The organism is Novosphingobium sp. P6W, from assembly GCF_000876675.2.
Lineage (GTDB): Bacteria > Pseudomonadota > Alphaproteobacteria > Sphingomonadales > Sphingomonadaceae > Novosphingobium.
Genome location: NZ_CP030352.1, coordinates 652,589 through 666,060, shown reverse-complemented (window position 1 = coordinate 666,060; position 13,472 = coordinate 652,589). Strand labels below are relative to the sequence as shown.

General features: G+C 66.8%; 18 protein-coding genes. 12 read left to right on the top strand and 6 right to left on the bottom strand.

From position 1 onward, the window contains the following. Positions 1 to 2 precede the first annotated feature (2 nt). From TQ38_RS03335 to TQ38_RS03310, 6 genes are all read right to left on the bottom strand, one after another. The gene (locus tag TQ38_RS03335) at positions 3 to 899 is read right to left on the bottom strand and encodes a transglycosylase SLT domain-containing protein (RefSeq protein ID WP_240197935.1); all 897 of its coding nucleotides are present in this window, start codon (positions 897 to 899) and stop codon (positions 3 to 5) included. A 77-nt stretch (positions 900 to 976) separates the two neighbouring features. Continuing rightward, positions 977 to 1,321 carry a flagellar protein FlgN gene (locus TQ38_RS03330; RefSeq protein WP_043972412.1) on the bottom strand — a complete coding sequence of 115 codons (345 nt, stop codon included), beginning with the start codon at positions 1,319 to 1,321 and terminating at the stop codon, positions 977 to 979. Beyond that, complete coding sequence (gene flgM / locus TQ38_RS03325; RefSeq protein ID WP_052505596.1) at positions 1,322 to 1,612, bottom strand: flagellar biosynthesis anti-sigma factor FlgM; 291 nt, start codon at positions 1,610 to 1,612, stop codon at positions 1,322 to 1,324. Positions 1,613 to 1,720: 108 nt separating this feature from the next. Then, positions 1,721 to 2,218, bottom strand: a complete 498-nt coding sequence (locus TQ38_RS03320; RefSeq protein ID WP_043972415.1) for a flagella basal body P-ring formation protein FlgA — start codon at positions 2,216 to 2,218, stop codon at positions 1,721 to 1,723. 62 nt (positions 2,219 to 2,280) lie between these two features. Further along, on the bottom strand, positions 2,281 to 2,679 hold the full coding sequence (locus TQ38_RS03315) for a hypothetical protein (RefSeq protein WP_043972417.1): 399 nt from the start codon (positions 2,677 to 2,679) through the stop codon (positions 2,281 to 2,283). After that, positions 2,676 to 3,326, bottom strand: coding sequence for a MotA/TolQ/ExbB proton channel family protein (locus TQ38_RS03310; RefSeq protein WP_043972419.1), 651 nt, complete (start codon positions 3,324 to 3,326; stop codon positions 2,676 to 2,678). Before TQ38_RS03310 ends, TQ38_RS03315 begins: the two co-directional genes overlap by 4 nt. A 308-nt stretch (positions 3,327 to 3,634) precedes the next feature. On the opposite strand from TQ38_RS03310, the gene flgB reads away from it, so the two are divergent. The 12 genes from flgB to motA all read left to right on the top strand — a co-directional run bounded on the left by flgB (position 3,635) and on the right by motA (position 13,471). Next, positions 3,635 to 3,982, top strand: coding sequence for a flagellar basal body rod protein FlgB (flgB, locus tag TQ38_RS03305; RefSeq protein WP_043972421.1), 348 nt, complete (start codon positions 3,635 to 3,637; stop codon positions 3,980 to 3,982). 2 nt (positions 3,983 to 3,984) lie between these two features. Beyond that, positions 3,985 to 4,389, top strand: coding sequence for a flagellar basal body rod protein FlgC (gene flgC, locus TQ38_RS03300; protein WP_043972424.1), 405 nt, complete (start codon positions 3,985 to 3,987; stop codon positions 4,387 to 4,389). After that, the gene (locus TQ38_RS03295) at positions 4,386 to 4,700 is read left to right on the top strand and encodes a flagellar hook assembly protein FlgD (protein WP_043972425.1); all 315 of its coding nucleotides are present in this window, start codon (positions 4,386 to 4,388) and stop codon (positions 4,698 to 4,700) included. The genes flgC and TQ38_RS03295 overlap by 4 nt, the downstream gene beginning before the upstream one ends. Before the next feature lie 24 nt (positions 4,701 to 4,724). Beyond that, positions 4,725 to 5,534, top strand: a complete 810-nt coding sequence (locus TQ38_RS03290) for a flagellar hook-basal body complex protein (RefSeq protein ID WP_043972427.1) — start codon at positions 4,725 to 4,727, stop codon at positions 5,532 to 5,534. 83 nt (positions 5,535 to 5,617) lie between these two features. After that, entirely contained in the window at positions 5,618 to 6,433 is an 816-nt protein-coding gene (locus tag TQ38_RS03285; RefSeq protein WP_370059784.1) for a flagellar basal body rod protein FlgF, read from the top strand. Positions 6,434 to 6,473: 40 nt separating this feature from the next. Beyond that, entirely contained in the window at positions 6,474 to 7,262 is a 789-nt protein-coding gene (gene flgG, locus TQ38_RS03280) for a flagellar basal-body rod protein FlgG (RefSeq protein ID WP_043972432.1), read from the top strand. Between the two features lie 86 nt (positions 7,263 to 7,348). Then, complete coding sequence (locus tag TQ38_RS03275) at positions 7,349 to 8,044, top strand: flagellar basal body L-ring protein FlgH (RefSeq protein WP_052505597.1); 696 nt, start codon at positions 7,349 to 7,351, stop codon at positions 8,042 to 8,044. 92 nt (positions 8,045 to 8,136) lie between these two features. After that, complete coding sequence (locus TQ38_RS03270; RefSeq protein WP_082057571.1) at positions 8,137 to 9,279, top strand: flagellar basal body P-ring protein FlgI; 1,143 nt, start codon at positions 8,137 to 8,139, stop codon at positions 9,277 to 9,279. After that, positions 9,276 to 9,644, top strand: coding sequence for a rod-binding protein (locus tag TQ38_RS03265; protein ID WP_043972434.1), 369 nt, complete (start codon positions 9,276 to 9,278; stop codon positions 9,642 to 9,644). Before TQ38_RS03270 ends, TQ38_RS03265 begins: the two co-directional genes overlap by 4 nt. 378 nt (positions 9,645 to 10,022) lie before the next feature. After that, entirely contained in the window at positions 10,023 to 11,363 is a 1,341-nt protein-coding gene (gene flgK, locus TQ38_RS03260; RefSeq protein WP_043972437.1) for a flagellar hook-associated protein FlgK, read from the top strand. Positions 11,364 to 11,370: 7 nt separating this feature from the next. Continuing rightward, a complete protein-coding gene (locus tag TQ38_RS03255; RefSeq protein ID WP_043972440.1) occupies positions 11,371 to 12,291 on the top strand; it encodes a flagellar hook protein FlgL in 921 nt (306 codons plus the stop codon). Between the two features lie 316 nt (positions 12,292 to 12,607). Continuing rightward, positions 12,608 to 13,471 (top strand): flagellar motor stator protein MotA, encoded by an 864-nt coding sequence (gene motA, locus TQ38_RS03250; RefSeq protein ID WP_043972442.1) that lies wholly within the window; start codon positions 12,608 to 12,610, stop codon positions 13,469 to 13,471. Position 13,472 lies beyond the last annotated feature (1 nt).

Sequence of the window (13,472 nt, the reverse complement as noted above, 5' to 3'; positions counted from 1 at the left end):
ATTCACAGACCAAGCCTCGCCAGCTTGGAGTACGCATCGCGGACATGGCCGCTGGCGGCGGAGCCGGACGTACCGAACGCGGCTTGCAGGGTATCGGCCATCGAGCGTTGGCCGGTGTTGGCGGCGGCGGGAAGCCCGGCGTTGAACTCGCGCGCGATGGGGCCGGAAGGCTGGTAGCTGGCGGCTTCCAGGGCGACGCTTTCATAGCCGAGGGAGGGCGATCCGGGTGTCCATTCCCCGCCGATGCCGGGCGGGAAGTCGCCCTCCATGGCGCCGGCCACCTTGCCGCGCATCAGCGCCATGACCGACCCGACCGAACGCGGCGCGCCGCCTAAAAAGAAGATGCCGCGGTTGGCGGCGGCGGCCTTGGGCAGGATACCCGCCGCGCTCTGGTTCGGGTTCTGGGCGAGTGCCTCGAGGAACTGCCCTGCCCCGGCCGAGCCAAGGAAATGCGCGAGGTAGAGTTCGGCGGCATCCGGCTCCCGGCCAAGGCGCGCGGTGAGATCGGCGCGGTTGTCGGCGGCGAGTTCGCCCGCCATCAGCGCCGAAACCTGCGGGTCGTAGCGCAGCCCCATCACCTGAGCCCGCGTGGCGGGATCGAGCGTGCCGCCCTGGATCGCATCGCTGGCCCAGCCCATGCCGTGTTCGGCGCCGTGGCGGCCCATCGTGGAAAGCCAGGTGCCGGAGGTGAACTGGTACAGCCCCGCCGCGCTGGAAGTGGCGGCGCGGGCGCTGGGGTCGAAGCTGGATTCCAGCTTGGCCTGCGCCATGAGGTACTGGAAATCGACGCCGGTGGCCTCGGCCGCATGGGCGATCGCAGCGCGTACCTGCGAGCCGCCGGATGTGGCCCCCGCTGCCGACCGCGCTGCAATGCCTGCGAAGACTTGTCCGTCGCTCAAACCAAAACTCCCGGCACACCATGTACCGGGAGCGTTTCAGCAAGAGCCGTGCCAGATTTCCTGGAGCAGCCGGGCGGTCAGCCCCTTGCCGCCATCGCGTAGCCCGGCGGGATGCGGTAGAGCTGCGGGCTGCCGGTCAGCGCATTCAGGCGCCGCGTGACGTTGGCCGCGATGATGTTGCGGACCTGCCGGTTCACCTCGTTAAGCCGGCGCGCCGCGTCCAGCATCGAGCGGCATTCCTCATCCAGATGGATCGCGCCCAGACCGTCCAGCGCCCCGCACAGGCGGTTCTTGTCGAACGTGGTCCCGACGATCGCGTCGAGGTCCAGACCGGCAAGGGCCTGCCGCTCGTCTTCCAGAACGGCAAGCATTTGCCGCAAGGCACCGCTAAGCTCGCTTGGGCGAAGTGGGAAAGTCGGCATTTAGTGGGCGCTCCTGAGCAACATGCCGGCCGCGATCATGGCGTCGGCGATCTTGGCCGGAACCACGGGATAGTTGCCCGATTCCACCGCCTTGCGGATCAATGCGACCCGGTCGGTGTCGATGGGGGCAGCGCCCGCGTTCAAGGCCTGCGAAGTCTCCACGGCCGGAGCCGCGGAAACGGAAGTGGTTGGCCGAGTGTTGACCGTGGCCGTGTCACCGCCCGTCACACGGGCCAGCCGGGTATCGACTGCGCCGATGCGCTGCGCGGATCCCAGTTCGATAGGTGGCATTTGCCGCTCCTTGAGATGTCCTGTTTTGCAGAACGACATCGGCGCGGCAGTTTAAAGGGGGCGGGCGGCAGGTTTTTGCCACTTGCCGGTTGCCGGCTGGATTTGCGGTCAGGGCATGGGAACGGAAACCAGCCCCGGCCGCTCGACCCGCGCGCGCATCATCTGGTTGCGGACGGCAAGGCTGGCGCCGGGCCCAGCCAGCGGCCGCACCCGTATCCAGCCGCCTACCGGACCGGATTCCATCGCCTCGCCAGGCTGGGAAACGGTGAAGCCATCGCCCGATACGGCGATCGCGATGGCATCCCCGCGCGAGATCGCAGCGGGGCCGCCCTGCCCTGCTTCGGTGCTGCGAACCGGCACGAACAGCCGCCAGCCGGAAGGGTCACCGCATTGCACCACGACACTGTCCTGCGCCTGCGTGCGCCACGACATGGCCACGCCGGAATGGCACGGCTGAAGGCGCAGGCGGCGGTCCACAGGTGTTGCCGCGCCGCCCGTCTCGCCTGCCGGGGCGCCGGTGAAGCTCGCGATCTGGCGGTCTATGGCGTCGAGATCGGCGAACTGCGCCGACACGGCAGTGGCTAGAAGAAGCAGGCTGGCGGGCATTCGGATACCTTTGCGCGTACAAAAGCGTACCGCCCCGTCACAGCAAGTCCCGTGCCAGCTTCTCAGCGCTCCGGCACGTCATAGGCCAGGGCGACACGGGCGGGACCGGCCCCCGGCTCCACCACGATCCGCGCGGCGCGGCCATGCGCTCCGGCTTCGGCGAGCAGGCGCGCAGCCTCGGCCAGAGCCGCATCGCGCGCGCCGGGCGCGGCGCCGTAGCGGGCGGTGATGGTAAGTTGCTGACGCGGATCGGCCGCCTGCTGCTCCAGCCACATGTCCAGAGGCGGGGCGCCCGCAGCGGCGTGGTAGACCGCGAGGGGTTCGGACTGCGCAGAGGCATGAAGGTCGGCCTTCGCCTGGCTGGCCGGGCGATTGTGCAGCGAGGCGGCGCTCAGCATGAACAGGATCAGGGCAAGATCGGCCAGCGAAGTCTGCCAGCCGAACGAACTGGTGCCCTTCACCGCCTGCCCCCGCCCGGCAATGCGCCCGGCAGAGCGCCCGCGACCTGACTTTCAAGCCAGTCGAGCACGCGCTGGCGTTCATGCTCCTCCTGCGCCGCGCGCCGTGCGATCATGCGGGCAAGCGGCGCGAACAGGAGGTTGCCCAGTAGCAGCCCGTAAAGCGTGGTCAGCACAGCCATCGAGATGGCACTGGTGAAATCGGACGCCGCGCCGGGATCGGCCGGCAAGCGGGTGAGCGCGACCAGCGTACCGGCCAGGCCGAACACCGGCGAAAGTTCCGCCGCCTGCTCCAGCGTGCGCACCGCGCGGCGGCTCTGGTCGACGCGGCGGCGCTTGTGCGAGACGTGGGCGCCCTGCAATCCGCCCATCGAGCGCGAGCCGATCAGCGCATCGGTGACGGCATCGAATTCCTCGTCGCCGAAATGGTGGGGTTCGGCGCGGATGACGCCGTCCTGCTGGATTTCCTGAACCTGCGGGGCCAGCTCCGCCCGCGCCTGCGCCGCCCGAAAGCGCGGGCGCGTCAACCGGGCTACCCCGGCAAAGGCCATGCGGGTGTCCCAGACACCGCAGCGAAGCACGGTGGCAAGGCAGGTGCCCCCGACGACGATCGCAGCGCCGGCAGGGTCGAACAGGGTGTGGGAGATCATCGGCCGTACTCCATTTGCACCAGAGAACGGGGCGGCAGGCGGCAAATTCAGCCTCAGGCGCGCATTTGCCGGTGGGCGGCAAGGACTTGCCGGTCGGCGGGTTGGGGGGGAGGAGGCTGGGGGCTTCGACAAGCTCAGCCTGAGCGGTGCCGAGAGGGTGTTCCCGGCTTTGAAAACGCCCGGAACCCGCTCAGGCTGAGCTTGTCGAAGCCCCCACAGGCACACACCGACCTCCCCGAAAACCCGCATTGCAACCGATTGGCACGCCTCTTGCGAAACACCCGGCACACAGTTCGGGACACCACCCAATGCCGCAGGATCTATTCGGAATACATGGCAAGGCGCTGGAACTGCGCTCGCAGCGCATGGGCGTGCTTGCCTCCAACATCGCCAATGCCGGCACCCCCGGATACAAGGCCCGCGACATCGACTTCACCGCCGCGATCAAGGCGGCGGACGCCGGTGCCGGGACCGATCAGGCTGCCCGTTCGGCCACGCTCTACCGCGTGCCGGTGATGCCTTCGCTCGACGGTAATACGGTGGAGCTGCAGAACGAGCAGCTTTCCTTCTCCGAAAACGCGGTCGGCTATTCGACCACGCTCGAATTCATCCGCTCACGGGTCGATACCGTGAAGCGGGCGCTGCGGGGGGATTGACGATGTCAGGTCCCATGAACCTGTTCGGCGTCGCCCAGCGCGGCATGTCGGCGCAGCTGGTGCGGATGAACGCGGCGGCCTCGAACCTGGCCAATGCCGGTTCCGTATCGGGCACCGAACAGGGCGCCTACAAGCCGATCCGCGCCGTCTTTTCCGAAGACCTCGACCGCGCCAGCGGCCTTTCCACTGTCGCCGTATCGGGCGTCATGCGGGAAAAGGCGGCCGCCGTGCGCCAGCACAATCCCGACCACCCGCTTGCCGACGAGAACGGCGATGTGTGGTCCGCTCCCGTCGATGAGAACGCCGAGATGGTCGAGATGCTCGAAGCCTCGCGCCAGTACCAGAACATGGTCGAGGCCCTGTCTACCGCCAAGAACCTGATGCTCGAAACGATGAGGATGAAATGACCGTCACTGCCGTAACCAGCGCCGCCGCTTCGAACGCAGCGGCGAACAAGACCTCGCTCTCGTCCCTGAACCAGGGCGATTTCCTGAAGCTGATGACCACCCAGATGCAGCAGCAGGACCCCTTCGATCCGGTCGATCAGAAGGAGATGCTGGCGCAGATGGCGCAGTTCTCCTCGCTCGCCGGGACCACCGAGATGGGCGAGACGCTCAAGACCATCTCCGGCCAGCTCGACACGCTGGCCGAGGCGCAGAAATCCACCGCCGATGCAGTGGCCGCACTCGCCGCTTCCCAGACCGACAAGACCGCCTGAAACCCTTTTCCCGGAGTATCTTAGATGTCCTATTACACCTCGCTCACCGGCCTGAAGAACGCGCAGACCGAACTCAACGTCATCTCGCACAACATCGCCAACGCCGAAACCAACGGCTTTAAGAAGAGCACCACCCAGTTCGCCGACATCATCTCGTCGTCAATCGTCACCGACCCCTCGCTGACCGTCGGCATCGGCTCGCGCGTCAGCGTGATCGCGCAGGATTTCAACGTCGGCGCCATCGAGCAGACCGGCAATGCGCTTGATCTCGCCATCGGCGGCGAAGGCTTCTTCACCACCGTTTCGCCCAAGTCCGGCCAGACTGAATATACCCGCAACGGGGCCTTCAGCGTGGACGGCAGCGGCTTCATCAAGAACGCCCAAGGTGCGCGTCTGCAGATCTTCCCGGTCGTGGGCGGCGTCACCAATACCGCGGTCCATCAGGACGCGCAGGTCGCCCCCACGAACGCCGCCGGTTCCGCCTATGCCAGCGTGACCATCGACCAGGAAGGCATGGTCGTCGCCTCTTACGACGACGGCAGCAATGTGACGCTGGGCACCGTGGCTCTGGCCAACTTCGTCGCCCCCTCGGGCCTGAAGCAGGTCGGCGATTCGAGCTGGAAGGTCACCGGCAAGTCCGGCGCGGCCAATTACGGCGCCCCCGGTTCGGGCGCGTTCGGCCCGCTGAACTCCGGCTCGCTGGAGCGTTCGAACGTCGATATCGCCGAGGAGCTGGTCGATCTCATCAGCGCCCAGCGGTATTTCCAGGCCAACGCCAAGGCCATCGATACCGCCACGCAGATCTCGCAGACCGTCATCAACCTGCGCACCTAGGCGTTGTGACCCTTCGACAAGCTCAGGGTGAGCGGGGTTGGTTTTGAACCGCCCCTTTCCCCTTCGGGCGACAAAAGTTGTTTTTGAGCTACCTCTCCCCGCTCAGGCTGAGCTTGTCGAAGCCCCCGCCGGGCACGCCACCCTTCAAGGACCTGCCGATGGACCGCCTGATCTACACCGCCGTCTCGGGGATGAACGCCTCGCTCAACCGCGAGCGCGTCATCGCCAGCAACATGTCGAACGCGCAGACCGTCGGTTTCAAGGCGGAAATCCTGCAGGCCACGCCCACCACGCTGGAAGGCCCGCAGCTGCAAGTGCGCAGCCTGTCGAGCACCGAGGTCTCTGCCGCATCGATGAAGGCGGGCGGCCTCAACCGCACGAACTACGCGCTCGACGTTGCCATGCAGGGCGATGCGATGCTGGCGGTGCAGGCCACCGATGGGCAGGAAAGCTACACCCGGCGCGGCGATCTTTCGGTCACCGTCACCGGCGTGCTGCAGAACGGCGACGGCTTGCCGGTGATCGGCGGTTCCGGCCCGATCTCGGTTCCCCCCGGCTCCAAGGTGACGATCGGCCCGGACGGCGGCGTGCTGGTGCAGGACCCGGACACCCCCGACGCCGCCCCGCAGGTGATCGACAAGCTCAAGCTGGTCAGCACCGCCGGCACGCGGATCGTCAAGGATATCGCCGGCCAGTTTCGCGTGCCGAATGGCGGAATTCTGCCGGTAGACGAGAACGCTCAGGTGATTCCCGGAGCCTTGGAGCAGTCCAACGTCAACCCTTCCGAGGTACTGGTCGAGATGATCGCGGCGCAGCGGCTTTTCGATATGCGCACCAAGCTGGTCCAGACCGCAGGGCAGCTCGACGAAGCCGGCGCGCGCCTGATGCGGCTAGACTGACAACGCCGTCCGAACACCGAAACGCCAGAGGATTTAGACCATGCCCAGTTCCGCACTTCAGGTCGCCCGCACCGGGCTAGAGGCCCAGGATACGCGCATGCGCGTGATCGCCAACAACCTCGCCAACGTATCGACCACCGCCTTCAAGCGCGACCGGGCCAACTTCGCCACGCTCGCCTATCAGGATGCGCGGGTGGCGGGCGCGCAGTCCTCCACCGAGACGGCTTACGCCACCGGGCTCAATCTGGGCACCGGCGTCGCCGTGCAGTCGACCACGCGGATGGAGACGCAAGGCACCTTGCAGACCACCGGCAATTCGTTCGACCTGGCGCTGGACGGCGACGGATATTTTCAGGTCCAGCTGCCGGGCGGCCAGCTTGGCTATACCCGCGCGGGCAATTTCAGCCGCACCGCCGAAGGCCAGCTGGTGACCTCGCAGGGCTATGCCGTGCAGCCGGGCATCACCGTGCCCGAAGGCGCGACCACGATCACCGTTTCGGACGACGGCACCGTTTCCGCGCAGCTTGCCGGACAATCGGAGCCGACGCAGCTGGGGCAGATCACTGTCGCCAGCTTCACCAACCCCGTGGCGCTGCAGTCCGCCAGCGACAACTTCATGCTGGAAACCGCCGGCAGCGGCCCCGCCCAGATCGGCATCGCCGGCGAGCAGGGACGCGGCCACATCCGGCAGGGAATGCTGGAAGGCTCCAACGTCAACATCGTCGAGGAACTGGTCGACATGATCGAAACGCAGCGCGCCTATGAGATCAATTCGAAGATGATCTCGGCAGTGGATGAAATGCTGCGCAACGCCAACCAGACGCTGTGATGATCCTTCGACAAGCTCAGGATGAACGGCTTCGACAAGCTCAGGATGAGCGGATTCGACAGGCTAAGGATGAGCGGAAACAGGAAATGCCGAAACACAAAAACCCGCTCATGCTGAGCTTGTCGAAGCACGCCGCCTTGGCCTGCCTCGCCCTCACCGCCGCCCCGGCGTTGGCGAAGAAGCCGCCACAGCCTTCCGGCTTCGAGGCCAGCCTGCCCGTGGCCCCCGCACCCGTGGCGCCGCCGACCGGCTCGATCTTCAACGTCTCGGCCGGCTACGCCCCGCTGTATCAGGGCACGCGCGCGGCGCGGGTGGGCGATCCGCTGACGATCCTGCTGACCGAGAGCACCACCGCGTCCAAGGCGGTCAGCTCCAAGAGCGGCAAGAGCGGCAGCGCCTCCATCACCCCGCCCTCCACGGGCCTGATCTCGCAGCTGCTGAAACCCAATTCGCTGAAGGCCGGCTCGAACTCCTCGTTCAACGGACAGGGCAGCGCCGCGCAGACCTCCGCGCTCGACGCCACGCTGTCGGTCACCATCGCCGAGGTGCGGGCCAACGGCACCGCGCTGGTGCGGGGCGAGAAGAAGATGCTCATCAGCCAGGGCGACGAATGGGTCCGCTTTTCCGGCATCGTGCGCCTCGCCGATATCGATCAGGAGAACCAGATCGCCTCGTCGCGCGTGGCCGATGCGCGCATCCAATATACCGGCAAGGGCGCGCTCCAGCAGGCCAGCAAGCAAGGCTGGCTGGGCCGCTTCTTCAACAAGATCTCGCCGTTCTGAGGATGCAGATGACGCTTCTTTCCTTACTTTCGTCATTCCCGCGCAGGCGGGAATCCATCTCCTGTCCTGCATGGCTACGCGGGCCCTCGAAGATGGATTCCCGCCTGCGCGGGAATGACGGAGTGTGGGGCGGCATACGCTTGCTCGCGCACCTCGCCCGCGCCGCCCTCGCCCTCACCCTGCTCACCGTCCCCGCCCATGCCGAGCGCGTGCGCGATCTCGGGCAGTTTCAGGGCGTGCGCACCAACCAGCTCACCGGCTACGGCGTCGTCGTCGGCCTGCCGGGCACGGGGGACGACAATCTCGAATACCTGACGCAGGCGATGAAGGGCGTTTCGGGCCGCATGGGCCTGACCTTGCCGCCCGGCATCGCGCCCGGGCTGAAAAACGCCGCCGCCGTGATGATAACCGCCGATCTGCCCGCTTTCGCCAAGCCCGGCCAGCGTATCGACGTCACCGTTTCGACCATCGGCAAGGCCAAATCCCTGCGCGGCGGCGCGCTTATCCTTACTGCGCTCTACGGCGCTGACGGGCAGGTCTATGCGATGGCGCAGGGCAACCTTGCCGTCGGCGGTCTCGACGCTTCGGGGCGCGATGGGTCCAAGGTCACCGTCAACATCCCCACCGTGGGCCGCATTGCCGAAGGCGCCAGCGTGGAGCGCGCCGTCGCCACCGGCTTCGACAGCGGCGAGATGCTGCGCTGGAACCTGTTCGAGGCGGATTTTCTCACCGCCGCACGCGTGCGCGATGCGATCAACACGCGCCTGCCGAACACCGCCTCGGTCGAGGACGGCGTTACCCTGGCCCTGCGCCTGCCGGGCAATCCCGACAGCCGCGCCAGCGTGATGGCCGCGATCGAGATGATCGACGTGAACCCGGCCGAAACCGCCGCGCGGGTGATCGTCAACAGCCGCACCGGCACCGTGGTCATCAACTCGGCCGTGCGCATTTCGCCCGCCGCGATTAGCCACGGCAAGCTGACCGTGCGCGTCGAGGAGAACCAGCAGGTCGTCCAGCCCGCCCCGTTCAGCCGGGGCCGCACGGCGACCGAGCAGCACTCGAACGTCTCGGTCGAGGAGGAGAACCGCTCTGTCGCGCTCTTCCGGGGCGGCGCCTCGCTGTCCAAGGTGGTCGACGCGCTCAACATGCTGGGCGTCACTCCGTCCGACCTCGTGGCGATCCTCGAAGCCTTGAAACAGGCCGGCGCCCTCAAGGCGGAAATGGTCATCATATGAGCACGATTCTTCCCGCAGCACCCGGCATGGCGACCAAAGCGGACGCCACCGACCGCGAAAAGCTGCACACCGTCGCCAAGCAGTTCGAAGCCGTATTCGTGCGCGAGATGCTAAGCGCCGCGCGCAAGTCCAGCTTCGGCGGAGAGGGCGGCGCAGGCGATATCTCCGGCGGGCAGGCGCTCGACACCTTTCGCCAGCTTCAGGACGAGAATGTCGCCGACGCCACGGTGCAGTCAGGCGTGCTGGGCCTTGCGAAGATACTGGAGGAGCAGATGGCGAAGTTCGTGGGCGGTCCTTCGACAAGCTCAGGACGAGCGGATGTTGCGGGAAATGGCTCGACGACCAAGAAGCCGGACGGCGGCTGACGCAGCCTGTCGCCCTCCCAACCCGTCACCACCGGACGGTGCCTGACGCAATCCGTTGCCCCTCCCACTCCGTCACCCTGAACTTGTTTCAGAGTCCATCGGGTCGGAAGCCCTGCGCTTTCACGCCGCAAACCGACCGGGCGGCTGGCGAGCCTGGCCAACGGGTTACGCTGCCCGATAGACCCTGAAACAAGTTCAGGGTGACGGGGATTTTGGCGGAGAGGGAAGCGGAAACGGAAAGCCAATGCACCGCCAACCCTGAAAATCCGCGCCGCACTGCCGTTCTAGTATTCGGGGCAAGCGCCCCTCCCACGAACCCCGCTCAGGCTGAGCTTGTCGAAGCCCGGGCGCCGCGCAAACGGAAAACCAGGTAGCATAATGGCATCCGACCTTCTCTCGATCGCGCGTTCGGGCGCCCGCGTTGCCCGCACCGCGCTGGACGTGACGGCGAACAACATCGCCAATGCCAAGACAGAAGGCTACGTGCGCCGCAGCGTTTCGGTGGCCGAAGTCACGGCGGGATCGCTCAACGCCACGCCCACCGGCATCAACCTGGCCGGCGCCCGGATCACTGGCATCGTGCGCAACGCCGACGTATTCCGCCAGTCCGAGGTCCGCCGCACCGGCTCCGACGCCGCGCGCGCCTCGGCCGAAGTGGCAGGGCTGGAAAGCGTGCAGACCGCGATCGAGCAGACCGGCGTCTACGATTCGGTGGTCGCTTTCGAGGGCAGCCTCAAGCAACTGGTGTCCGATCCCACCGACGGTTCCCTGCGCGCGCAGGTGATCGAGGACGGGCGCACCATGGCGCAGACCTTCAACACCGCCGCGCAGAACCTGGACGCGGCGGGCAAGGGCCTGCGCTTCGAAGCGCAGGACGGCGTCGACACCGTCAACCGCATCGCCGGAGAAATCGCGAAAGTGAACCTGCGGCTGATGCGCAGCGGCGGCGATGCATCGGGCGACCAGTCCACCCTGCTCGACCAGCGCGATAGCCTGCTCCAGCAGCTGAGCGATCATGCCGACATCACCACCACCATCAATGCCGACAAGTCCGTATCGGTCACGCTGGGCGGGCCGACCGGCACCTCGCTGGTATCGGGCGCAGCGGCGAAGACGCTGTCGATGGCCAGCGCGGCGAACGGCACGGTGTCGTTCTCGGTGAACAACCAGGCGGTGACGCTCAGCTCCGGCGCGATTGCCGGCAAGGCGCAGGCGCTGGTGGAACTGGCCGGCGCACGCACGCAGCTGGACACCATCGCGGGCGGCATCGCCAGCGCCATCAACACCGCGCAAGCGGGCGGCGTGGACCTTCAGGGCAGCCCCGGCCAGCCGCTGTTCTCCGGCACCAGCGCGGCGGACATCGCGATGGTCGCCAGCAAAGGCACCGCCATCGCCACTGCACCTGCGGGCGCTGCGGCAGGCAGCCGCGACATGACCAACCTTGCCGCGATGCGCGGCGCGCTCGAAACGGCGGACCCTTCAGGCGCGGTCGATACGCTGCAGTTCGGCGTGTCCAGCGCCGTCGCCGGCCGCACGATCACCCGCGATGCCCTCGCCGCGATTGCGGGCAGCGCGCAGTCCGCGCTGTCTGCTCAGGCGGGCGTGAACCTCGATGACGAAGCCGTGAACCTCGTCCGTTTCCAGCAGGCCTATCAGGCCTCGGCGCGGGTGATGCAGGTCGCGAGCGACATCTTCGATTCCATCCTCTCGATCAGGTAAGCCCCCCATGACGACCATTTCCACCTCGACCGGCGCCTTCTTCGACAAGTCGCGGACCGACATGAAAGCCCTGCGCGGACAGGCGGAATCGCTGCAAAGCCAGCTGAGCACCACCCAGAAGCTGAGCCGCTCTTCCGACAACCCGGTCGCCGCCTCGCGCCTGCGCGCCCTGTCGCGGCAGGAGACGCTGTCGCAGATCGACACCGCCAACGCGAACCGCGCCAATGCATACCTGACGCTGGCCGACGGTGCCATGTCCGACATCGCCGACACCATCATCCGCGCGCAGGAACTGGCGACCCGGGCCGCATCCTCCACCCTGACGGCCGAGCAGCGGGGCGCCGTGGCGACCGAACTGGATCAGGTCCACGCCGCGCTGTTCGGCCTGGCCAATACCCGCGATTCGAACGGCCATGCACTGTTCGGCGGCGAAAGCACGGGCGATGCCTATAAGCTGGATGCCGCGGGCAACGCGGCCTATGTCGGCACCGCCAGCAGCGAAGACCTGCCACTGGGCGAAGGGCAAAGCGTCACCCGCTCGATGACTGGCCCGCAGTTCCTGACCTTCACCGACAGGAACGGCAACCAGAGCGACGTCATGGCCACCGTCAAGGCGCTGTCCGACGCGCTCAAGGCCGGGACGACACCAACTGTCGGAGCCAACGATGCCCTCGCCAGTCTCCAGACCGGCCTCGACACCCTGACTACCGGGCAGACCGTGGTCGGCACCCGGCTCGCCTGGATCGAACTGACCGGCGAGCGCCGCATCGACCGGGGCGAACTGCGCTCCGCCGAACAGACGGATCTCGGCGCCACCGACATCGCCTCCACCATGGCGCGGCTTCAGGAAACGCTCACGGTGCTGGAAGCCAGCCAGGCCGGCTTCGCCAAGCTCTCCAGCCTGAGCCTGTTCAACCAGCTGCGCTGATTTCGGTACGGACGACGAGCAAGAGCAGCGCCAAAAATCATCGTCACCCTGAACTCGTTTCAGGGTCCATCGCGCCGCTACCCCGGTGTCTGCGGCAGCAAACCGCCTGCTGGGTTCTGTGGAATTGCCCACCGGGTCAGGCGGAGGAATGGACCCTGAAACGAGTTCAGGGTGACGAGGTGTACCACATTATGCCGCGCACACCTCCGCCCGCCCACGGACCACGCAAATCTGCGTAAGCCGCTGAACAAGCGGAAATAACCAACTTCCGGCTAACCTGCATCCCTCGCAGCCGCTCACGAAGGACCAGAAACCCATGTTCGCAATCATCGGCGTCGTCATCCTGCTGGTGATGGTCTTCGGCGGCTTCGCGATTACCGGCGGCGCGCTTGGCCCGGTGATGGAGGCGATCCCGCACGAGATGCTCATCATCGGCGGCGCCGCGATCGGGGCGATCGTCACCGGCAATTCGATGCACGAGCTGAAGGGCCTGGGCAGCGGCATGATGAAAGTCTTCAAAGGCCCGAAACACAACAAACAGGACCACATCGACGTCATCATCCTGACCACGCGGCTGATGAAGCTGCTGCGCTCCGAAGGCCCGGTGGCGCTGGAAAGCCATGTCGCCGATCCCAAGTCCTCCGCCATCTTCGCCGAATTCCCGCGCCTGCTCGGCAACGAGCCGCTGGTCCACCTCATCGCAGACACCCTGACGCTGATCGTCGTCTCCTCCGGCACGCTGGAGGTTCACGCGGTGGAGGACGTGATGGACAATGCGATGAAGACCCATTTCCACGAAGCCCACGAAGCGCAGCACGCCTTGCAGGGCCTGGCCGACGCCTTGCCCGCGCTGGGCATCGTCGCCGCCGTGCTGGGCGTGGTGAAGACGATGGGCTCGATCGACAAGCCGCCCTCGATCCTGGGCGGGATGATCGGCTCGGCGCTGGTCGGCACCTTCATGGGCGTGATGCTGGCCTACGGCATGGTCGCGCCGATGGCCGGCCGCCTCAAGCAGGTGCTGGAGGCGGATGAGCAGATTTTCCACGCGGTGAAGCAGGTCATCATCGCAAGCCTGCACGGATGGCCGCAGCCGCTGGTGGTGGAATCGGCCCGGTCCGGCCTGGGCCACGCCTTCCGCCCCAGCCTGTCCGACCTGCTCGACGCGATGCGCGGTAAATAAG